Below are 21,020 nucleotides of genomic sequence, written 5' to 3'. Positions count from 1 at the left end.
GATGGAGAAAACAAGGCAAGCATCATCGGCGTCTTCGGTCGTCGTCATCGGCGCCGGCATTGTCGGCTTGTGTGTTGCGCATGAATTGCGCAAGGCCGGTTATCAGGTCAGCATCATCGACCCGGAGGAACCCGGATCCCAATGTTCATTCGGGAATGCCGGCGCCATCTCCGCCGGTTCCGTGGCGCCGCTGGCCATGCCGGGCATCATGAAGAGTGCGGCCGGCATGCTGTTCGATGTCGACAGTCCGCTGCACGTACCCTGGCATTACTGGCTGCGCGCGGCACCCTGGCTGCGGCGCTTTGTCGCATCCGCCACGCCGCAGCGTGTCGAGCAGATAGCGAGCGCGTTGCAGGATCTGTTTGCCGGCGCACTGGAACATCACCAGGCACTCGCGCGCGAGATCGGTTGTCCCAAGCGGGTGGTGCAGACCGGCCAGCTTCACCTGTATCGCGATACGGCGGCACTCGCCAAGGATGCGGGAAGCTGGCGCCTGCGCGAAAGGCATGGCGTGCGCATCGAACAACTGGATGCCAGGGGCGTCCGCGCACTGGAACCCGCCGTCAGCGATGTCTACCGCGCAGGCGTGTTCATGCCGGAGCAGGGCGCCGTAACGGAGCCCTTCCTCTACGCGGGCGCAATTGCGCATGCGGTACGCCGGCAGGGTGTGCAATTCATCCGCGACAGCGTGCGGCGCGTGCGGCGGATGCCTTCGTCCAGCCCGGGCGGCACATGGCAGGTGGAAGGCGCGCAGTCCAGTCTCCAGGCGGAGCAGCTCGTCATTGCCGCCGGCATCTGGTCCGCCGATCTGCTGCGCACGCTCGGCCTGCGCGTGCCGCTGGAGAGCCAGCGCGGCTATCACCTGCATGTGACGGACCCCGGCGTGTCCATCTCGAGGCCGCTCGTACTTGCCGACCGCAAGGTATTCATGGTGCCGATGGAAACCGGCCTGCGGATTTCCGGCACAGTCGAATTCGGCGGTCTGTCGATGCCGCCGAGCGAGCGCCGCTCCGAACTGCTCGGCGCGGCGGGCCGGGAAGGCCTTCCCGGACTGCGGCTTGATGCGGCATCGGCATGGATGGGACATCGTCCCTGCCTGCCGGACTCGCTTCCGGTCCTCGGCCCGGTGCCGGGCCATCCGGGACTGTGGTGCGCATTCGGACACGGCCATCTCGGCGTGACCGGATCGATCAATACCGCGCGCTGGATTGCGCAAGGCATGCGCGGACAATTCGACATGGCCCGCTTTGCGCCTTTCAGCATTGCACGATTCTGAATGCCGGGCCGGCGAAGACCGCCGAGCCCTGGTACACCGGCTAAACCCCGCTGAAAATTCTTGAATCCGCTTGCGCGGTGTTGGCGTATATCCCTTCGCAGTCTCTAACAACACTCGATACCGAAGGAGAACACCTCATGCGCAAAATCGCCCAAGCTTTCGTCGTTACCGCAGCTCTCGCCGCCGCACCTTTCGCCATCGCGGAAAATACCGTGATGGTAGGCGGACAGAGCATGTTCCCGACCAAGGACATCGTCGACAACGCCGTCAATTCCGCCGATCACACCACGCTGGTCACCGCCGTCAAGGCGGCCGGCCTGGTGGACACGCTCAAGGGCAAGGGGCCGTTCACGGTCTTCGCGCCGACCAATGCCGCGTTCGGCAAGCTGCCTGCCGGCACCGTCGATACGCTGGTCAAGCCCGAGAACAAGGAAACCCTGACCAAGGTGCTGACGTATCACGTCGTGCCGGGCAAGTATGACTTCAATGCCTTGCAGGGCGAGATCAAGAAGCAGAACGGCAAGGCCACCCTGGCGACAGCCGGCGGCGGCAAGCTCACGTTCGTGATGAACGGCATGCACAACATTCAGGTGATGGATGAAAAGGGCGGTGCCGCCAATATCAGCACCTATGACGTGTACCAGTCGAACGGCGTGATCAATGTGATCGATACGGTGCTGATGCCGAAGTAAGTAGGTGCCGGACTTCATGTCCTGCTCCTGCCGGGGCGGGCATGATTCCGATATGCATGCCCGCGGCATGCGGCGGCAGACTGGCACGCGGCCGGCTGCCAACAAGGCCGGCCGCGTGCTGCGGCGAACATGCGAGTAATAAGCGATGAGCCGTCACTCGCAGCCATGCCTGCGTCAGCGATTCCATTCCTCGCATTTCGCGCAATGAAGAAACATCGTCTTGCCCTTGAGGCGGCCGTTGGAAAGCGTCAAAGCGCCGACGCCATAACGTGCGATCATCCATGAACCGCTCTGTCCATCAACGAAATTCAGCCGCCCTTCCGCATGACATGCCGACCAGTCGAGTTCGTGCATGCGACGATGTTCGGATACGGTCCGTGCATGACGAAAAAACTCCTGCGCCAGGCTTGGCGTGATCACGAAGGCCGAGCAGTCTTCATGGGGATTGACATCGCTTTTCTCCGAAGGCTTGTCGACCTTTACCTTGGCAACCGCTGGCACCTTGAAAGCAGGCGCTTCATAGTACGTCGAGTCTTGTGCCCGTGTGGAGCTGTGGAAGCCCAGGATGGCCAGCAACGACGAAAGTGCGATCATTCGTGTTGCTACCATGTTGCGGTCGCGGCTCCGGTAGGGTTTTTGCGGGACACTTCGGGATGCCGGAAGACTTCACTTTCGGGCGCATGCATGATGACCAATCATGCCTTTAATGGAGCCGAGAACCCCATGTTCCATGGCAGGGTGCAGCCCGTGGCGGATTCCTGGGCACTCAAACAGCCCTTTTCGTCAATCGAAACAGTCATGCATTCATCCTTTCTTGAAAGCTCAGGTATCGAATGGGATACCAGTCAGAGCTTATCAGGATGATTGCAATATAAACAACATGATTGTTTCAAAAAAGTGCTACATCGCTTGTCTGAAGCGCACTGCAGTCACGCCGGATCCGGCGCCAGCCCGAACAACTCCTTGAACGCCTGACGATACTCGGTGGCGCCCAGCCGCATGCTGTTGTTGTGCGTGCCGCCGTCCACCAGGATCAGTTTCTTCTTGCCGCCGGCCGCTTCATACAGTTTTTCGCTGAAGCGCGACGGCACATAGCGGTCGTCGGAGCCGTGCACGATGAGCACCGGCATGTCGACGCTGGCGATTTTGCCGACCGAGTCGAACTTCTGCGACAGCAGCAGCTGCAACGGCAGCCATGGGTAAGTGAGCGAGCGGGCGATGTCGGCCAGCGAGGTGAACGAGGATTCCACGATCAGGCCCTTGGCGGCAGGCTGATTCGATATGCCAGCGCCGGCACCGGTGTGGCGGGAGGCCTTGCCGTTCAGATGCGCGGCCAGGTCGATGGCCACCGCGCCGCCCAGCGAATGTCCGTAAATGAATCGGCGTTCCGGGTCTGGCTGCAGGCTGGCCAGGTGCCGCCACGCAATCTGCGCATCTTCATATACGGTACGCTCCGACGGCAGATCCCCGTCGCTCTTGCCGAAGCCGCGGTAGTCCACCGCCAGCACCGAGAATCCGAAGTCATGCAGTTGCTGGATGCGGAAGAGTTGCCCGGTGAGGTTCCAGCGCGCGCCGTGCAGGTAAAGCACCGCGGGCGCATCTGGCTTGTCCGCCGGCCACCACCAGGTATGCAGGTTCTGGGTCTTGCCGTCGGCCTGCACCTGGAGATTGGATTCCACCACGCCGTCTGGCAGACCGCTGTACCAGCTCGCGGTACCAGGCTCGACCCGGAAAGTCAGCTCGCGCTCCTTGTGGGCGAGCTGGCCGCAACCGGCGGCGGCCATGACGGCGATCAGGCTGGAAGCCGCGGCGAGCGATACCCCTCGGCGGCGGATGAATCGGATGAGGCGTGAGGAGGCAAACTGGAAAGCCATAGGCGCAAGCGTTCAGCAAAATCGGTCAATGGAACAGGCGGGAAAGCCATGAACATTGTCATGCGCTCCGGAAACACCTGGACAGGATGAGACTTATCTGGGGGCAAATCGTTCTGGCAAAAGGGAAGATTGGCCAGACACTGCAAACCACCCTGCCCGCTTGCCAGTCGCACAGCTGCACAGCCGTCATGCATGCGGATGCTTGTGAATGGGATCGACCCAGTGCACTTCCTGCGGCTTTTCGACGGCGGCAATGTCGAGATTGATGACCACCGCTTCATTGTCGCTGCGCACCAGCACGCATTCCAGCGCCTCGCTTTCGCTGGCGTTGATTTCCTGATGCGGCACGTAAGGCGGCACATAGATAAAATCGCCAGGGCCGGCTTCGGCGGTGAATTCCAGCTCGTTGCCCCAGCGCATGCGCGCCCGGCCGCGCACCACGTAGATCACGCTCTCCAGCGCGCCGTGATGATGAGCTCCGGTTTTCGCATTCGGATGAATGGTGACCGTGCCGGCCCACAATTTCTGCGCGCCGACGCGCGCGTAGTTGATGGCTGCAGCGCGGTTCATGCCCGGCGTCTGCGGTGTATTGGTATCGAGGCTGTTGCCTGGCACCACGCGCACGCCGTTGTCGCGCCAGTCCGGCTGGCTTGCCGATGCATTCACGTTGTCGCTCATGTCCGTCTCCATGACCTGATTGTTCAAACATGATACGACGGGGCTTGCAAGCCTGCTTTCACTGCCCGCTTTTCCCCGTGCCTTTGTGCTATCCCAGCATTGGAGCGGGGTGATTCAATACAATGGATCGCCCATAGCAAGCAGGCAAAAGTCATTTGCATTGCCGCAATGGAAACAGGAGTTCAACGCATGCAATACGAACTGTATTACTGGCCCGGCATTCAGGGGCGCGGCGAATTCATCCGCCTGGCGCTGGAAGAGGCGGGCGCCGATTATGTCGATGTCTGCCGCCGCGCCGAAAGCAGCGGCATGGGCATGGCGGCAATGATGCAGCTGATGGAAAGCCCGGAACTCGCACAGCTGCCGTTCGCGCCGCCCTTCCTGAAAGCCGGTCCGCAGATCATTGCGCAGACGTCCAATATCCTCCTCTTCCTCGGGCCCCGGCTCGGACTGGCGCCGGAGGACGAGGCGGGCCGGCTGTGGGTGCATCAATTGCAACTCACCATCGCCGACATGCTGACCGAAGTGCATGATACGCATCACCCCATCGGCAGCGGCCTGTACTACGAGGACCAGAAGCCGGAAGCGCTGCGCCGCGCGCAGGATTTCACCCGGATGAGATTGCCCAAGTTCCTTGGTTATTTCGAATCGGTAATCGGGCGCAACCCCGCCGGCACCGACTGGCTGGCCGGGGAAGCGATGACGTATGCCGATCTGTCGATGTTCCAGATGATCGAAGGCTTGCGCTATGCATTCCCGCGCAACATGAAACGGCTGGAGCGGGACATTCCCCTGCTGGTGGCGCTGCATGACCGCATTGCTTCCCGCAAGCGCATCAAGGCTTATGTGACCTCCAAGCGGCGCCAGGCCTTCAACAACGACGGCATCTTCCGCGCCTACAAGGAACTGGACCAGTAGCTCCCAATACGCCGCCGGTACGGCCGCTGCAAGCCGCAGGCGGTAAAATGCTCCGGTTGCCATCTCCGGCGCGTATCGCCTTCAGTCACTGTCATGCCGTTTTATTCACTTCCCCGTCTCATCCATGCTGCCTGACCCGGTGATCGATCATGCTGCTCCCGACCAGTTCGCGGACTGTACGCCGTCCGAGCGCACCCTGGTCTCGCTGCTGGCGCTGCATGGCGAACCGCTCGGCAAGGTGCGGCTGCTCGAATGCCTGCGCATGCTCGGCATGCTCGATGACGAGGGACAGCCTTATACCGCCGATACGCTGGCCGCGATGATCGAGGCCATGAAGCGCAAGTCGCTGCTGCAGGATGCGCCCGGCAACGGTTACGTCTGCCGCGATGCGCTGCTGCCCGCCGCGCTCCATGCGGCACTCGGCAGCTCTTCATTCGGCGCCCTGTGCCGCGCGGTCGAGAGCGCGACGCCGGTCGGACGCACCTATGACGGCTATGTTTTCCTGCGCAGTTACCGGCAGGCGCTGGCGCGCCTGCGCATGGCGCTGCTGCAGGGCCTGCCGCCGGAAAAAGTGGCACCCTGGCTGGAAACCTGCGCCCGCTTCCCGGAATACCGGCAACTGCATCCCTATGCCTTGCTGTTCGAGCAGCCGTTCGATGCAACACTGTTCAGGCACCTGCATCCTGCGGTGCAGGACGAGGCGATGGCCTGCCTGCTGGCGCATGCGCAGGATGAACCCGAATCCTTCGCGCCGCTGCGCGACTGGACGCGGCAACGGCTGAGCGAGATCTCTGCGGACTGCAAGGAGTCCGCGCCGGCCGCCAATCTCAAGCTCGCCTTCGCGGAGCAATTGCTGCTCTGCGGCGAGCTCGACGAAGCCGCCGCGCTGCTCGATGGCTGCGGCTCCGCCAGGGCCGACTTCCCGCGCGCAGCGATCCTTTCGCTGCGCGGCGATCAGCCGGAAGCGCTGGCCGCCTTCGAAGGCGCGCTCAAGTCGCTGCGCAAGGAAACCGGCAAGCGCAACGTGATGCTCGACGGCCCCTCGGCCTACCTGTTCGTGCTGGCGATGCTGCGCTCGGGGGATGTGCGGCACCGCAAGCTGGTCGATGCCTTCCTGCCGCTGGCACGGCGCAATGCGCAGTACGGCAGCCTGCACATGTTCAACGTGCTGCAAGCCTTGCATGATGTGCAGGCCGGCGCGCAGAAGACGCCGGCGCTGCCGCCGCTCGATGCGCAGCAGGCGCAGCGCATGCTGCCGCGCCTGTTCCATGCGCTGGTGGCCGATTGGCTCGGCCAGGCGCTGACCGGCGAGGACAAGGCGGCATTGATCGCGCTGCAGCGGCGGGCCCAGGACAACGGCTTCTTCTGGGTGGCCGCCCAGGCGGCGGGCCTGCTCGCCCGTCTCGGCGAGGAAGCCTACGGCGACGAGGCCGCGGCATTGCGCCGCCTGCATCGTCTCGACGACGTATGCGACTGGTTCGAGCAAAAGGAGCCGTGGGAGCGCCAGCTCGACGCGCTGATGGAATTGCGCAAGACCGCCGCTGCGCCCAGGACCGAAGCGCCCGGCAGGCTGGTGTGGCTGATCGCCCATGATGCGCAGCGCCACACGGTGGAAATCGAACCGCGCGAGCAGCATTGCGATGCCGCCGGCCACTGGGGGCGCGGCCGGCCGATCGCGCTCAAGCGCCTGCGCGACGAGGCCGAACAGCCGGATTTCCTGACGCCGCAGGACCGTGCCGTGATCGCCGCCATCGGCGTCAGCCCGTCGTTCTATCGCGGCGCGAGTTATGACCTCGACAACGACCGCGCGGTGCAGGCCCTGATCGGCCATCCGCTGGTGTTCTGGCAGGATCAGCCGGAAACCCGGGTGGAACTGCTGCAGGGCGAAACGGAACTCCTCGTGACCGAGAACGGCGGCAAGCTGCGCCTCTGCCTGCAGCCGCCGGTCGACAGCGCCTCGCGCCGCCAGGTGACGATCGTGAAGGAAACGCCGGCGCGGCTGCGCATTTATCCGGTCAGGGAAGAGCACCGGCAGATCGCCGTCATCATCGACAACGACCTGGTGGTGCCGGCACATGCGCGCCAACAATTGCTGCGTGCGGTCGGCGCCGTGTCCACGCTGGTCACCGTGCATTCCGATCTCGATGCCAGCGTCGCGGAGGCGGCGCAGGTCGCAGCGGAAAACCGGCTGCATGTGCACCTGATTCCCTACGGCGACGGCCTGAAGATGCAGATCCTGGTCAAGCCCTTCGGGGAACAGGGGCCCGCATATCAGCCGGGCAAGGGCGGCGAACAGGTGATTGCCGAAGTGGAAGGCAGGCGCTTGCAGGCGCGGCGCGAGCTCGATGCCGAACGCGCCGCAGCGGCCGCGCTGGTGGAATGCTGCCCGGCCCTGAATGAAGCCGTCGATGCGCATGGCGACTGGTATCTCGCTTCACCCGAAACCTGCCTGGAACTGCTGATGCAGCTGCGCGCCTGCGGCGACATCGCGCTGTCCTGGCCGCAGGGCGAGCGCTTCCGCATCGTGGCCGAAGCCGCGCCGTCGCAGATGCATCTGGCGGTCAAGAGCGAGCGCGACTGGTTCGCCGCCGAAGGCAAGCTGCGCATCGACGACAAGACGGTGCTCGACCTGCGCAGCCTGCTGTTCAGTGCGCGGCAGAGACCGGGCCGTTTCGTTCCGCTCGAAGGCAACCGCTTCATCGCCCTGACCGAAGAACTCCACCGCCGCATTGCCGAACTCGCGGGCGCGGTTGACGCCGACGATAGTGACGAGAGCGTGCGCATCCATCCGCTGGCCGCCGGCGCGCTCGAAGACTTTGCTGCGGAATGCGGCGCGGTCGACGCGGATCTGCAATGGAAGCATCACCTGGAGCGCATGCGCGAGGTGGAAGCCCATGCGCCGCAGCTTCCCGGCACCCTGCGCGCCGATCTGCGCGACTATCAGCTCGAAGGCTTCCAATGGCTGTCGCGGCTGGCATTCTGGGGCGTCGGCGCCTGCTTGGCCGACGACATGGGCCTGGGCAAGACGATACAGACCCTGGCGCTGCTGCTCGCGCGCGCACCGCAGGGACCGGCGCTGGTGGTGGCGCCGACCTCGGTCTGCCTTAACTGGCTGGATGAAGCGGCGCGCTTTGCGCCCACGCTCAGAATCCGGATGTTCGGCGGCGCCGAGCGCTCGCAGATGCTGGACGACTTGCAGGCCTTCGATGTGATCGTTGCCAGCTACGGCCTGCTGCAGCAGGAAGCCGACCGCTTTGCCGGCGTGCGCTGGCACACGGCCGTGCTCGACGAGGCGCAGGCGATCAAGAACGCGCAGACCAAGCGCAGCCAGGCGGCATTCCGGCTGCAGGCCGGTTTCCGGCTCGCGCTCAGCGGCACGCCGGTGGAAAACCACCTCGGAGAGCTTTGGAGCCTGTTCCGCTTCATCAACCCCGGCCTGCTAGGATCGGCGGAGCAGTTCGGCGAGCGCTTCGCCTTGCCGATCGAACGCCACAAGAGCGTGCAGTCGCGCCTGCGGCTGCGCCGCCTGATCCAGCCCTTCATCCTGCGCCGGACCAAGGCCCAGGTGCTGACCGAACTGCCGGCGCGCACGGAGATGGTCCGGCATGTCGACCTGAGCCGGGAAGAAACGGCGCTCTATGAAGCCCTGCGCCGCAGTGCGCTGGAGCGCATCGAAAAGGATGACATGCCCGGCACGCAGAAGGCGATACAAATTGTCATCGAGCTGATGAAGCTGCGCCGCGCCTGCTGCCATCCGGACCTGGTGGCGCCGGAACTGCATCTTTCCGGCAGCAAGCTGGCGGTGTTCGGAGAACTGCTGGAAGAATTGCTGGAGAACCGCCACAAGGCGCTGGTGTTCAGCCAGTTCGTCGATCATCTCGCACTGGTGCGCGCGTGGCTGGATGAGCGCGGCATCCGCTACCAGTATCTCGACGGCGGCACGCCGATGGCCGAGCGCAAGCGCCGGGTCGATGCCTTCCAGCGCGGCGAAGGCGATGTGTTCCTGATCAGCCTGAAGGCGGGCGGCACCGGGCTCAACCTGACCGCCGCCGATTACGTGATCCATCTTGATCCATGGTGGAATCCGGCGGTGGAAGACCAGGCGTCGGACCGGGCCCATCGCATCGGCCAGCAGCGGCCGGTGACGATCTATCGCCTGATTGCGCGGCATACGGTGGAAGAAGGCATCGTCGAACTGCACAAGCGCAAGCGGGAACTGGCGGACAGCCTGCTGGAGGGCAGCGAAGCGGCGGTGAAACTGTCGCCGGACGAGATGCTGGAATTGCTGCGGCTGGAGCGGGGACGTCTTGGCGATGCAGCTCCATAGCCCCTATCCCACGGGCGGAAGAAGGGTTAGGGTAAGGGAACCTGCCAAGGCCTTCCCTCTGCCCTACACCTCCACCACCAGCCGCGCATCGAACATCGGATTTTCCCACTCGACCATCCCGATCTCCGTCGCCGCCCGCCGGTTCAGCGCATACCCGCGCGGATTGGCAATCACCCGGGTGCCCGCCAGTTCATAATCGAAGCTGTCATGCACATGCCCGTGTATCCACAGCTTCGCCTTGCCCATCAGCGGCGAAAGATCGCTGACGAAAGCGGCATTGAGCGGCGAACCGGCAAAGCGGGGATGGACAGAATTGGGATGCGGACTGTGATGAGTCACCACCACGGTCGGGCCGTCGAAGCCTTCGTCGAGCTTTTCCGCAAGCCAGTCGCGCGAGGCTTCATGCATGCGCAATGCGGCCGTGGCACTGAACAGGCCTTCATCGGTGCGGATCAGGCGGTGGTCGTACAGGATCTTTTCGGCTTCGGCCATTGCCGCTTCCTGTCCCATTTCACCGAAGCGGTAATCGGTCCAGAGACAGCAGCCCAGAAAACGCACGCCGCCGATCACGCAGGCATCGCCCTCCAGATAATGGATGCCGCTGGCGGCAGAAGCCGCGCGCAGCCGTGCAATCAGCCCGGGATAATGCTCGTGGTAAGTCTCGTGATTGCCATTGACGTAAATCACCGGCACCGGCCAGTCGGCGAAGGCCGCGATCGCCGCGTCGCCGTGATGAATGTCGCCGGCAATCACGAGCACATCGGCATCGGTGTGTTCCACCGCGCGGTAACCGGGAAACTGTTCCTGCAGCAGGTCGAGATGCAGGTCGGAAGCGATCTGTACTTTCATGAATGAAATCCGTAGCGAAGAAAGGAATGTCTATTTCACCAGCCGCAGCATGTCCTTGAACCGTGGATGCGCGGCGCTGCGCATCCATTCGAACAGGACCATTTCCGTCGTCAGCAATTCGGCGCCGGCAGTCTTCGCCCGGTCCAGCGCGATCTGCCTGTTGAACGGTACGCGCGAGCCCACGGCGTCGGCAACGAGGCGCACATGATGGCCCCGCCCGAGCAGGCCGAGCACCGATTGCAGCACGCAGACATGCGCTTCGCAGCCGGCGACGATCAGCTCGTTGCGATCACCCGCAATGGCATCGAGAAAGCCTTTTTCCGCGCAGGCATCGAAATCCATTTTCGAAAAAACGCTGTCGCACTGCGCATGGACTTCGGCCACGTTCGGCCCCAGCCCGTCCGGATTCTGCGCGGTGCCGATCACGGGAATGCCGAGCAGCTTCGCCGTCTGCGCCAGGCGCAATGCATTCTTCACTACCGCATCGCCCTCGTGGATGGCCGGCATCAGCCGCTGCTGCAGGTCGATGATGATCAGCGTCGAGCGCGACGCATCGCAAAGCCGGTTCATGTCTTCCCCTGCTGGATGAGTTTTTTCACATAGGCGGCGAACAGCGCGCGCCCGTCCTGCCCGAACATGCGGATGCGCCCGGTGTGGGTCAGGAGCAGCAAGCCGACGCAATGTCCGAACAGGGAAGTGGTTTCCTGCAGCGCGGCCTTCCTGGCGTAGCCGATCCCGATCAGGTTTTCCTCGATGCCGTCGAGCGATGCGCGCAGCCGCTTGTTCAATTGTTCATTGAGCCCGGGCGTCAGCCCCAGCGGTTTCATGCCCTGGAACAGGTAGAAGCCGAGATCGAGTTCGCGCGGATTGTCGAGATAGAAATCATAGAAGGCCATTGCCTGCTGCTCGATGCGCTGGGCGGGACTCGCCCTGGCGGATCGCCCGGCATGGACCGCCTCATGAAGCCGGTCGAGCGACTGCGACAGCAGGTCGCCGTAAATGTCTTCCTTGCTGGCGTAGTGGTTGTACAGCGCGCTGGCGGTATAGCCGGCCTCGGCGGCGATCGCGCGCATGTTGGCCCCAAGCAATCCGTCGCGCTCGAATACCCGCCGCGCGGCATCCAGGATCATCTGGCGCTTCATGTCCTTGACGGCGCGCAGCCGCACCAGGCGCGGCTCGTCCGGCTCGGGCGGCAAGCCCTGCGATGTCTGCGATGTCTGCAACTCCTGCGATGTCCGGGATGATGATTTTTTCATCAGGCAAATGTAGCACATCGCCCCAGGGGGATTTAACGGCTTGACTCAAAAATGAACATTGTTCATATTAGTGGCAAAGTGTTTCTCACTTCCCGTTTCTTGTTGCTTATTCGATGAACGGGATGCCGCATGACGACAAGGAGACCAACATGCTGATGTCATCTGCCCAGTACCGCGAATCCCTCCGGCAATACAAGCCGACCATCTATCTGGACGGCCGGCGGGTCGAATCGGTCGCCGACGAACCTGCCTTCGCCCCCGGCATCAATGCGCTCGGCGTCACTTACGACTATGCGCTCAAGGAAGATTATGCGCCGCTGATGCTGGCCACCCAGCACACCAGCGGCAGGCAGATCAACCGCATGCTGCACATCGATACCAGCAGCGCGGACTTGCTCAACAAGCTGGAAGCGGTGCGCCTGCTGTGCCAGGAAACCGGCTGCGCGCAGCGCTATCTGGCGCATGACGCCTTCAACGCCATCTACCAGGTCACGCACCGCATCGATGCCGACAAGGGCACGCAGTACGGCCAGAACTTTCTGAATTACCTGCATGACGCGCAGGAGCGCGACCTCTCGGTCGGCATCGCCATGACCGATGCCAAGGGTGACCGCAGCAGGCGGCCGCACCAGCAGGCCAATCCGGATTCCTATGTGCACATCGTCGAGCGCAATGCCGGCGGCATCGTCATTTCCGGCACCAAGGCGATCGTCACCGGCGCGCCCTACATGCATGAATTCCTGGTCATGCCGTGCCGGAGCATGACGCAGGAAGATGCCGAGTTCGCCGTCTGCTGCGCGGTACCCTGCGATGCGCCCGGCCTTACCATGGTGGCGCGCCCGGCCGGACGGCCGGGAGAGAAATCGGCGCTGTTTTCCAACAAGTTCGGCCAGTCGACCGCGGTGCTGATCTTCGACCGGGTGTTCGTGCCATGGGAAAAGGTGTTCTATGCCGGCGAGTGGGAGCATTCCGGCTACATGACCTACAACTATGCGACCCATCACCGCCACAGCTGCATCGGCGCGCGCGCCGGTTTCGGCGACCTGCTCATCGGCGCCGGCGCCTTGATGTGCGAGGCCAACGGCTTCGATCCCGGCAAGGAAACCCATCTGCGCGAACAGATGGTGGAACTGATCAAGATCACCGAAGGCTTCTATGCCTGCGGCGTTGCCGCATCGGTCTATGCGGCGCAGGATGCCCAGGCCAACACCGTCGTGCCGGATGCGGTGTTTTCCAACATCGGCAAGCTGCTGCTGGCCACGCAGATCTACGACATGCACCGCATCGCGCACTATGTGTCGGGCGGCCTGATCGTCACGCTGCCGGGACCGGACGAGGACCACAATCCCGAAACCGCCGCCAATCTGGCCGACGTGCTGCGCGCCAATCCCGACGTGCCCTACGACAAGCGCATCCAGGCGGCGCGCTTCATCGAGGATCTGACCGCGTCGTATCAGGGCGGCTGGTATTCGGTGATCAGCCTGCACGGCGGCGGCTCGCCGGCGGCGATGAAGCAGGAGATCTACCGCAATTACCCGATCGGCAACAAGGTGGCACTGGTGGAGAGATTGATGGAGCGCGGCATCGTCGACGACCCGCGCCGGCCGATCACTGCGAACAGGCAGCCGGGCAAGTGCTGCTCGACCGGCTGCACCGTGCCGGGCGCGCCGGTGATGGTGGACCTGCCGCAGTCGAAAGGATCGGCGCCGGAATAAGCTGCCGGTTCGACTGGCGACGGGCACAGGCAAAAGTCGGAGGCTCCGGCGCAAGTGCCTCGATGATCCCGGCCCTGCCGGCGGCGGCGTTCTCCGCCGCGCGCATGCCCCGGCACGGCCTCTAACCGCGTTCCGCAAGCTGGCGGCGCAGCTCCTGCTTGCCTTCGCGCCGCACCCGGCGCGACGCCTGATGCGCGCCATGCGCGCCGGCCTGGCGCAGCTTGGCGGCCGGCACCAGCGGATTGCGCGGCTTGAGTGTCTTGATGGTCAATTTCATGATTTATCCTTTCACGCAAATCACCTGACGCAGCGTATGCACCACTTCGACCAGGTCGGTCTGGTGGGCCATCACTTCGTCGATGTTCTTGTAGGCGGCCGGGATTTCGTCGATCACGCCGCCATCCTTGCGGCACTCGATGCCGCTGGTCTGCTGCTCCAGGTCGATCCGGCTGAAGCGCCGCTTGGCTTCGGTCCGGCTCATCCTGCGGCCGGCGCCATGCGAGCAGGAGCAGAACGAATCCGGATTGCCCTTGCCGCGCACGATATAGCTGCGCGCACCCATGCTGCCGGGAATGATGCCGAGTTCGCCTTCCTGCGCCGAGATCGCACCCTTGCGCGTAATGAACAGGCGCTCGTTGCCATGGGTTTCCCGCGACACATAGTTGTGATGGCAATTGATGGCTTCGCCGTCGAGCCGGAACGGCGGCAGGTGCTTTTCCAGCGCGCCGATCACCAGCCGCATCATTTCCCGGCGGTTGATCATTGCATAATCCTGCGCCCAGTCCACCGCTTCCACATAGTCGTCGAACAGGGTCGAGCCTTCGCTGAAGTAAGCCAGGTCCTTGTCCGGCAGATGCATCTTGTGGCGCTCCATGTCCTTGCGCGCCGCCGCGATGAAATAGCGGCCGATCACATTGCCGATGCCGCGCGAACCGGAATGCAGCATCACCCACACGCGCTCCTCTTCATCGATGCACAATTCGATGAAGTGATTGCCGCCGCCCAGCGTGCCGATCTGGCAGATCCAGGTCTGGGCGAATTTCTGCTGCATTTTCATGATGCCGCCGTGCTTGCCGACGATGCGGTCGAGGCGGTCGTTGAGCGGACGGCCGACGCGGGCATGCTGCGAACCGCGCACCTTGTTCCACTCATGCTGCTCGAAACCCACCGGCACCGCGGCCTCGATCGCGCTGCGCACCCGGGCCAGGCTGTCGGGCAGCTGGCTGGCGCTCAGCGTGGTGCGCACCGCATTCATGCCGCAGCCGATGTCGACACCGACGGCGGCCGGAATGATCGCCGAGCGGGTGGGGATGACGCTGCCGACGGTGGCGCCGATGCCGGCGTGCACGTCCGGCATGGCGGCCACGTGCGGATGAACGATGGGCAACTGGGCGATATTGAGCAGCTGCTGCAGCGCTTCATGCTCGATATCGTCGGTATAGATATGCACCGGCACCTGGCCTTTGTGCAGGGTTTGCTTGATGGGCATGATGGTCCTGTCGTCTTTCGGTATTCGTGAATGACAGCCTGTCTCGGCTGGCGGGCCGCAGGCATTTGCAGCGGACCTTTCCTGTCCGCGGGAAAGCAAAAACCCCGGCGAGTTTCCTGGCCGGGGTTTGCGTGGAACGACCGGCTCGGGTCGGCGATATCGCCATGGCCCCGAGCGATGCGCGGGGCTAAGTCTGCAGAGAATGATCAGCCTGTCCGGGCATGGTCGGTCCTTTCTTGAAAGAGGGTTGGCGAAAATCGGCGAGCCGCGATTGTGAAGCAATCAGCCCGGCCATGTCAAAAGATCCGTCCCGAACCCGATGGTTCCGTTGTTTTTGCCGTATCGAGGATGCGCTCTAAACTGAGGCATCGCCGTCGCCCGGAAAAATAAAAAAGCCCGCGGACGCGAACGCCGGCGGGCATAAATCCAACTCTTGGAGAGAGTGGAGGAGACGCTTTACATCAAACAATCCTGGGAGCGCGGCTGCGGTTCAAGCCGGCAGGCGCGCATGCCTGCAGCAAGCCGGAGGCGAATTACTCGCCGGCGGCGGCGGTCCGGCCCTTGGTGGCGGCGAGGGCTTCCTGGCGCACCTGGTCGCGAGTCTTGCTCGAAGCGACATTGGTGAACTCGACGAACTCGGAAGAGCCGTTATTGGCAAGCTGGCCATCGGCATACGCCTTGTCGAGTTCGGCGCGGACTTCGGCGCGGGTCTTGCCGGAAGCGACCGGAGCGCTCTTGAATTCAACGAATTCGCTGTTACCTGCGAGCTGGCGGCTGGCATTGCCCTGGTTCATTTCGGCGATGACTTCGGCGCGGGTCTTGGTCGACTTGAAACCGCTGAAATCCACCCATTCGCTGGCAAAGGCCGAATTGGCGGCAGCAAAAACAGCAACAGCGGCAATCAGTTTTTTCGCATTCATTTTGTTTCTCCACTAAATAAGGTTGATGACTCCGGGCTCAATGTCTTTCGAGTCCTTCGAGAGTCGCACTGCGTTGTGTGCTCATCGATGAAGCACAGTCTATCCGTCGCGCGAGAGAAGAAAAACCGCAAATGCCGCAATGCATCATTTCTGAAAATGGAATAATCCCGGCACCGCATCGTCGTCTTTCCCGCGCCTCTCCTTGAAATCCTGGTCGCCTGCAGGCTTACCAGCCGCCGCCGAGCGAACGGATCAGCGCCACCGTGGTCGCTGCCCGCGCGCCGCGCAGCTGCACCGCGCGGCGTTCGACGGCGGCCAGGTTGCGCTGCGCATCCAGCAACTCCAGGTAGCTGGAGCGGCCGGCGGAATAAAGCTTGTTGGCCAGTTCCACCGAGCGCCGCGCCGAGGCGACGGCATCATCGATCGACTGCGCCTGGCCGGACAGCGTGCGCAATCCCACCAGGTTGTCTTCGACTTCGGCAAAGGCCGTCAGCACGCTTTGCCGGTAGCCGGCCACCGATTCTTCCAGCGCGGCCTCGCTGCGGGCGATGTTGGCGCGGTTGCGGCCGCCGTCGATGACCGGTAATGACAACAGGGCGCCGATCACCCAGGTGCGGCTCGACCATTTGAACAGGTCGGACAGGTCCTGCGACTCGCCGCCGCCTGCACCGGTAATGAACAGGGACGGGAACATCGCCGAGCGTGCCACGCCGATACGGGCATTGGCGGCCATCATCGCGCGCTGGGCGGCGGCGATATCGGGACGGCGCTCCAGCAGTGCTGACGGCAGGCCGGCCGGAATGCCGGGCGGCGCGAATGAAGTCTGCAGGGGATTGCTGTCGGCCGCAAAGCGGGCCGCCGGCTTGCCCAGCAGGACCGCGAGCGCGTGTTCCAGCTGCGCGCGCTGGCGTTCCACCGCGATGGCTTCCGAGCGGGTCGTCGCCAGCTCGGTTTTCGTCAGCGACAGATCGAGTTCGCCGACGTCGCCAAGGTCGTAGCGGCGCTGGGCGATACGCTGGTTTTCCTCCCGCAGCCGCACGGTCTCGTTCAGGAAGGCCAGTTCCGCATCGGCCGCGCGCAGCAGGAAATACGTCTGCGCCACATCGGCCTGCAAGGCCAGCAGCACCGAGCGGTAGCTGGCTTCGCTGGCGGCGGCATCGGCTTGCGCCGCGCTGATGTTGTTGCCGACGCGGCCGAACAGGTCGACTTCATAGCTCGCCGTCAGCCGTCCCTGCCAGACATTGCCCGGGGCGACGTCGGTTCCCGCCGGCAGGCCGCGCGACACGGCAGAGGAGCGTGCGCGCTGTCCGCCGATCCCGGCATTGACCGCCGGGATGCGGTCGGCCTCGGCGATGCCGGCGATTGCGCGGGCCTGCTTGACGCGCGCCGCCGCAACCGCCAGGTTGGCGTTGGCGCTGGTGGCTTCATCGATCAGCTGATTCAGCGCGGCATCGTTAAAGGCTTTCCACCATTCGCCGCGCGGCTGCGCCTCGGCCGGCTGGGCCGGTTTCCAGCGCGCCGCGTCGGCGCTGGTATCCACCTTGTATGCCTCCGCTTCCTTGAAGCCGGAGGGAATATCGATCTCGGGTGACCGCAGCTCGGGCGCGGCGCAACCGGCGAGGATCAGTGCCGCCAGCAGCGGCGTCATCATTTTCGGCAGGAATGTTGTCATCGTCATGATCTTGTTGGTCGTCATTTACACGGCTCCTTCGGTGGCAGGCGGCAGAACCGCCGCCGGCTTCTCGAAACGCTTGGCGAAGGTGCGCAGCAGCACATAGAACACCGGCGTCAGGAACAGGCCGAACAGCGTCACGCCGAGCATGCCGGCGAACACCGCCACGCCCATCGCATGCCGCATTTCCGCACCGGCGCCGGAAGAAAACACCAGCGGCACCACGCCCATGATGAAGGCGATCGACGTCATCAGGATCGGGCGCAGACGCAGGCGGCAGGCTTCCAGCGCCGCCTCCACCACGCTGCGTCCATGCATTTCCAATTCACGGGCGAACTCCACGATCAGGATCGCGTTCTTCGACGCCAGGCCCACCAGCACGAACAGCGCGATCTGGGTGAAGATGTTGTTGTCGCCGCCGGTCAGCTTGACGCCGAGCAGCGCGCACAGGATCGACATCGGCACGATCAGGATCACCGCCAGCGGCAGCGTCCAGCTTTCGTACTGGGCGGCCAGCACCAGGAACACCAGCAGCACGCACAGCGGGAACACGACGATCATGGTGTTGCCGGCCAGGATCTCCTGGTAGGTCAGCTCCGTCCATTCATAGGTGATGCCCTTGGGCAGGACTTCCTTGGCGATCCTTTCCATTGCCGCCTGCGCCTGGCCGCTGGACACGCCGGGAGCCGGGCCGCCGTTGATGTCGGCGGAGACATAGGCGTTGTAGCGCTGTACGCGGTCGGGACCGTAGCTGTCCTTCACCCGCATCAGCGACGACAGCGGGATCATCTCGCCCTTGTTGTTGCGCACCTTCAGCTGCGCGATGTCCTCCGCATGCGAGCGGTAAGGCGCATCCGCCTGCACCTTGACCTGATAGGTGCGGCCGAACTGGTTGAAGTCGTTCACGTACAGCGAGCCGAGGTTGATCTGCAGCGTCTGGTAGATCGTTGCCAGCGGCACGCCGAGCTGCTTGGCCTTGGTGCGGTCGATGTCGGCGAACAGCTGCGGCACATTGATCTGGAAGCTGGAGAATACGCCAGCCAGTTCCGGGGTCTGCCAGGCTTTCATCTGCAATGCCTGCACCGCCTTGTAGAGTTCGTCGTAGCCGAGGTTGGCGCGGTCTTCGATCATCAGCTTGAAGCCGCCGATGGTGCCCAGGCCGTTCACCGGCGGCGGCGGGAACACCATGATGAAGGCATCCTCGATGCCGCCCAGCTTGGCATTGATCTGCTGCGCGATGGCGCCGCCCGACAGCTCCGGCGAAGTGCGCTTGTCAAAGGCGTCGAGGCCGATGAACACGATGCCGGCATTCGGCGCATTGGTGAAGCCGTTGATCGACAGGCCGGGGAAGGCGATCGAATCCTTGACGCCGGGCACGGTCTGGGCGAGGTCCGACATGCGGCGGATCACCGCATCGGTGCGATCGAGCGAGGCAGCATCGGGCAGCTGCGCGAAGCCGACCAGGTATTGCTTGTCCTGGCCGGGCACGAAACCGCTCGGCACCGACTTGAAGACGAACACCGCGGCAATGCCGAGCACGGCATAGACCACCAGTGCGAGCGCCTTGCGGTTGAGCACGGTTTTCACGCCGCCCTCGTAGCGCTCGGAAGCGCGGCCGAAGACGCGGTTGAACCAGGCGAAGAAGCGGCCGAAGACCTTGTCCATGCCGCGTGTCAGCGCATCCTTGGGCGCATCATGCGGCTTGAGCAGCGTGGCGGCCAGTGCCGGCGACAGCGTCAGCGAGTTGAATGCCGAGATCACGGTGGAGATCGCGATTGTCAATGCGAACTGGCGATAGAACTGGCCGGACAGGCCGGACACGAAGGCGATCGGCACGAACACCGCGCACAGCACCAGCGCGATGGCGATGATCGGGCCGCTCACTTCCTTCATCGCCTGTATCGTCGCATCGCGCGGCGACAGGCCGGCGTGGATGTTGCGTTCGACGTTCTCCACCACCACGATCGCATCGTCGACCACGATGCCGATGGCCAGCACCAGGCCGAACAGCGACAGGGTATTGATCGAGAAGCCGAACATCATCAGCACGGCGAAGGTGCCGACGATGGACACCGGCACCGCGACCAGCGGAATGATGGAAGCGCGCCAGGTCTGCAGGAACACGATCACCACCAGCACCACCAGCGCGATGGCCTCAAGCAGGGTGTGGATCACCGCGTTGATCGACTCGCGCACGAACTGCGTCGGGTCGTACACCACGTTGTATTCCACCCCTTCCGGGAAATCCTGCTTCAGCTCTTCCATCTTGGCGCGCACGTCGGCCGACAATTGCAGCGCATTCGATTGCGGCGCTTCGAACACCGCGATCGCCGCCGCCGACTTGTTGTTGAGCAGCGAACGCAGCGCATAGTCGGTGGAGCCGAGTTCGACGCGCGCCACATCCTTGAGCAGGGTGACGGAACCGTCGGCGCCGGTGCGCACGATGATGTTGCCGAACTCTTCTTCCGACTGCAGCCTGCCCTGGGTATTGACGGTCAGCTGGAACTCGGCGTTCTTCGATGGCGAGCCGCCGATCACGCCGGCGGCAACCTGCACATTCTGCTCGCGGATGGCGGCGACCACATCGCTGGCCGTCATGCTGCGCGCCGCGACCTTCTGCGGATCGAGCCAGACGCGCATGGCATAGTCGCCGGCGCCGAACAGCAGGACTTCGCCCATGCCCGGAATGCGCGAGAGCTGGTCCTTGATGTTGAGCACCGCGTAATTGCGCAGGTAGACATCGTCATAGCGGCCGTTGGGCGAGGACAGGTGAACCACCATGGTCAGGTTGGGCGAGCTCTTGACGGTGGTCACGCCGATCTGGCGCACCTCTTCCGGCAAGCGCGGCAGCGCGCGCTGCACCCGGTTCTGCACCTGGGTCTCGGCCTGCTCGACATTGGTGCCGATCTTGAAAGTCACGGTCAGGGCGAGCGCGCCGTCGGAGGTGGCCTGCGACGACATGTAGAGCATGTTTTCCACGCCGTTGATCTGCTCTTCGAGCGGTGCGGCGACGGTTTCGGAAATCACTTTCGGATTGGCGCCCGGATACATGGCGCGCACCACCACCGAAGGCGGCACCACGTCCGGGTATTCGGAAATCGGCAGCTTGAACAGGGCAAGCACGCCGCCCACGAAAATGATGATGGACAGGACGGCCGCGAAGATCGGGCGGTCGATGAAAAATCTGGAGAAGTTCATGAAAGCTCTCGCATTCAATTAAATAAGTCGGCTTGCCGGGGCGTTGACAAGTCCGCGGACAAGCGCCGCTCGCCAGCGTCGTTCACCGGGTTCGGGGTGAAGTTCGACGCCGGTCTCCGGCTTGCGCCGGGGTGTGGCAGTGTGGGGTTGTGTTCC

General features: G+C 63.7%; 17 protein-coding genes. 6 read left to right on the top strand and 11 right to left on the bottom strand.

Annotated features, from left to right (window positions below; all coding sequences use genetic code 11):
- The first annotated feature begins 1 nt into the window (after position 1).
- Both FH061_RS02300 and FH061_RS02295 read left to right on the top strand, forming a co-directional pair.
- Positions 2–1,276 carry an NAD(P)/FAD-dependent oxidoreductase gene (locus tag FH061_RS02300; RefSeq protein WP_151632532.1) on the top strand — a complete coding sequence of 425 codons (1,275 nt, stop codon included), beginning with the start codon at positions 2–4 and terminating at the stop codon, positions 1,274–1,276.
- Between the two features lie 137 nt (positions 1,277–1,413).
- A complete protein-coding gene (locus FH061_RS02295; protein WP_151632530.1) occupies positions 1,414–1,968 on the top strand; it encodes a fasciclin domain-containing protein in 555 nt (184 codons plus the stop codon).
- Positions 1,969–2,142: 174 nt separating this feature from the next.
- Here FH061_RS02295 and FH061_RS02290 read toward each other — a convergent pair whose 3' ends face one another.
- On the bottom strand, positions 2,143–2,562 hold the full coding sequence (locus FH061_RS02290) for a hypothetical protein (RefSeq protein WP_151632528.1): 420 nt from the start codon (positions 2,560–2,562) through the stop codon (positions 2,143–2,145).
- Positions 2,563–2,652: 90 nt separating this feature from the next.
- On the opposite strand from FH061_RS02290, the gene FH061_RS02285 reads away from it, so the two are divergent.
- A complete protein-coding gene (locus FH061_RS02285) occupies positions 2,653–2,832 on the top strand; it encodes a hypothetical protein (protein WP_151632526.1) in 180 nt (59 codons plus the stop codon).
- 65 nt (positions 2,833–2,897) lie between these two features.
- On the opposite strand, the gene FH061_RS02280 is transcribed toward FH061_RS02285, so the two are convergent.
- Together FH061_RS02280 and FH061_RS02275 are read right to left on the bottom strand one after the other, a co-directional pair.
- A complete protein-coding gene (locus FH061_RS02280) occupies positions 2,898–3,842 on the bottom strand; it encodes an alpha/beta hydrolase (protein WP_225984449.1) in 945 nt (314 codons plus the stop codon).
- A 186-nt stretch (positions 3,843–4,028) separates the two neighbouring features.
- On the bottom strand, positions 4,029–4,520 hold the full coding sequence (locus FH061_RS02275; protein WP_151632524.1) for a cupin domain-containing protein: 492 nt from the start codon (positions 4,518–4,520) through the stop codon (positions 4,029–4,031).
- 189 nt (positions 4,521–4,709) lie between these two features.
- Here FH061_RS02275 and FH061_RS02270 point away from each other — a divergent pair, with 189 nt between their 5' ends.
- Both FH061_RS02270 and FH061_RS02265 read left to right on the top strand, forming a co-directional pair.
- The gene (locus FH061_RS02270) at positions 4,710–5,438 is read left to right on the top strand and encodes a glutathione S-transferase (RefSeq protein ID WP_151632523.1); all 729 of its coding nucleotides are present in this window, start codon (positions 4,710–4,712) and stop codon (positions 5,436–5,438) included.
- Between the two features lie 124 nt (positions 5,439–5,562).
- A complete protein-coding gene (locus tag FH061_RS02265; RefSeq protein WP_151632521.1) occupies positions 5,563–9,765 on the top strand; it encodes a DEAD/DEAH box helicase in 4,203 nt (1,400 codons plus the stop codon).
- A 63-nt stretch (positions 9,766–9,828) separates the two neighbouring features.
- On the opposite strand, the gene FH061_RS02260 is transcribed toward FH061_RS02265, so the two are convergent.
- The 3 genes from FH061_RS02260 to FH061_RS02250 are packed head-to-tail and all read right to left on the bottom strand — an operon-like array spanning position 9,829 to position 11,870.
- Positions 9,829–10,614 (bottom strand): metallophosphoesterase, encoded by a 786-nt coding sequence (locus FH061_RS02260; RefSeq protein WP_151632519.1) that lies wholly within the window; start codon positions 10,612–10,614, stop codon positions 9,829–9,831.
- A gap of 30 nt (positions 10,615–10,644) precedes the next feature.
- A complete protein-coding gene (locus FH061_RS02255) occupies positions 10,645–11,184 on the bottom strand; it encodes an isochorismatase family protein (RefSeq protein ID WP_151632517.1) in 540 nt (179 codons plus the stop codon).
- Entirely contained in the window at positions 11,181–11,870 is a 690-nt protein-coding gene (locus tag FH061_RS02250; RefSeq protein ID WP_151632515.1) for a TetR/AcrR family transcriptional regulator, read from the bottom strand. Before FH061_RS02250 ends, FH061_RS02255 begins: the two co-directional genes overlap by 4 nt.
- 149 nt (positions 11,871–12,019) lie before the next feature.
- On the opposite strand from FH061_RS02250, the gene FH061_RS02245 reads away from it, so the two are divergent.
- Positions 12,020–13,585: a 4-hydroxyphenylacetate 3-hydroxylase family protein gene (locus tag FH061_RS02245; protein WP_151632513.1), complete on the top strand. Its 1,566-nt coding sequence runs from the start codon at positions 12,020–12,022 to the stop codon at positions 13,583–13,585.
- A gap of 121 nt (positions 13,586–13,706) precedes the next feature.
- On the opposite strand, the gene FH061_RS30260 is transcribed toward FH061_RS02245, so the two are convergent.
- The 5 genes from FH061_RS30260 to FH061_RS02225 form a co-directional block, all read right to left on the bottom strand.
- Positions 13,707–13,862 carry a hypothetical protein gene (locus tag FH061_RS30260; RefSeq protein ID WP_192804870.1) on the bottom strand — a complete coding sequence of 52 codons (156 nt, stop codon included), beginning with the start codon at positions 13,860–13,862 and terminating at the stop codon, positions 13,707–13,709.
- Between the two features lie 3 nt (positions 13,863–13,865).
- On the bottom strand, positions 13,866–15,074 hold the full coding sequence (locus tag FH061_RS02240) for an RtcB family protein (RefSeq protein WP_151632511.1): 1,209 nt from the start codon (positions 15,072–15,074) through the stop codon (positions 13,866–13,868).
- Positions 15,075–15,607: 533 nt separating this feature from the next.
- Positions 15,608–15,994 (bottom strand): DUF4148 domain-containing protein, encoded by a 387-nt coding sequence (locus FH061_RS02235; protein ID WP_151632510.1) that lies wholly within the window; start codon positions 15,992–15,994, stop codon positions 15,608–15,610.
- Between the two features lie 226 nt (positions 15,995–16,220).
- Positions 16,221–17,690, bottom strand: coding sequence for an efflux transporter outer membrane subunit (locus FH061_RS02230; protein WP_225984448.1), 1,470 nt, complete (start codon positions 17,688–17,690; stop codon positions 16,221–16,223).
- Positions 17,691–20,864, bottom strand: a complete 3,174-nt coding sequence (locus FH061_RS02225; protein WP_151632508.1) for an efflux RND transporter permease subunit — start codon at positions 20,862–20,864, stop codon at positions 17,691–17,693.
- Positions 20,865–21,020: the final 156 nt, after the last annotated feature.

Origin of the sequence: Noviherbaspirillum aerium (genome assembly GCF_008929045.1) — a bacterium.
GTDB classification, from domain to species: Bacteria; Pseudomonadota; Gammaproteobacteria; order Burkholderiales; family Burkholderiaceae_D; genus Noviherbaspirillum; species Noviherbaspirillum aerium.
Note: the sequence above shows the minus strand (reverse complement) of the source record. Positions and strands in the feature narration are given on the sequence as shown.

Bases quoted from the DNA above. Each gene is read 5' to 3' on its own strand.
- FH061_RS02300 (WP_151632532.1), top strand. From the start codon at position 2: ATGGAGAAAACAAGGCAAGCATCATCGGCGTCTTCGGTCGTCGTCATC.
- FH061_RS02295 (WP_151632530.1), top strand. From the start codon at position 1,414: ATGCGCAAAATCGCCCAAGCTTTCGTCGTTACCGCAGCTCTCGCCGCC.
- FH061_RS02290 (WP_151632528.1), bottom strand. From the start codon at position 2,562: ATGATCGCACTTTCGTCGTTGCTGGCCATCCTGGGCTTCCACAGCTCC.
- FH061_RS02285 (WP_151632526.1), top strand. From the start codon at position 2,653: ATGATGACCAATCATGCCTTTAATGGAGCCGAGAACCCCATGTTCCAT.
- FH061_RS02280 (WP_225984449.1), bottom strand. From the start codon at position 3,842: ATGGCTTTCCAGTTTGCCTCCTCACGCCTCATCCGATTCATCCGCCGC.
- FH061_RS02275 (WP_151632524.1), bottom strand. From the start codon at position 4,520: ATGAGCGACAACGTGAATGCATCGGCAAGCCAGCCGGACTGGCGCGAC.
- FH061_RS02270 (WP_151632523.1), top strand. From the start codon at position 4,710: ATGCAATACGAACTGTATTACTGGCCCGGCATTCAGGGGCGCGGCGAA.
- FH061_RS02265 (WP_151632521.1), top strand. From the start codon at position 5,563: ATGCTGCCTGACCCGGTGATCGATCATGCTGCTCCCGACCAGTTCGCG.
- FH061_RS02260 (WP_151632519.1), bottom strand. From the start codon at position 10,614: ATGAAAGTACAGATCGCTTCCGACCTGCATCTCGACCTGCTGCAGGAA.
- FH061_RS02255 (WP_151632517.1), bottom strand. From the start codon at position 11,184: ATGAACCGGCTTTGCGATGCGTCGCGCTCGACGCTGATCATCATCGAC.
- FH061_RS02250 (WP_151632515.1), bottom strand. From the start codon at position 11,870: ATGAAAAAATCATCATCCCGGACATCGCAGGAGTTGCAGACATCGCAG.
- FH061_RS02245 (WP_151632513.1), top strand. From the start codon at position 12,020: ATGCTGATGTCATCTGCCCAGTACCGCGAATCCCTCCGGCAATACAAG.
- FH061_RS30260 (WP_192804870.1), bottom strand. From the start codon at position 13,862: ATGAAATTGACCATCAAGACACTCAAGCCGCGCAATCCGCTGGTGCCG.
- FH061_RS02240 (WP_151632511.1), bottom strand. From the start codon at position 15,074: ATGCCCATCAAGCAAACCCTGCACAAAGGCCAGGTGCCGGTGCATATC.
- FH061_RS02235 (WP_151632510.1), bottom strand. From the start codon at position 15,994: ATGAATGCGAAAAAACTGATTGCCGCTGTTGCTGTTTTTGCTGCCGCC.
- FH061_RS02230 (WP_225984448.1), bottom strand. From the start codon at position 17,690: ATGACGACCAACAAGATCATGACGATGACAACATTCCTGCCGAAAATG.
- FH061_RS02225 (WP_151632508.1), bottom strand. From the start codon at position 20,864: ATGAACTTCTCCAGATTTTTCATCGACCGCCCGATCTTCGCGGCCGTC.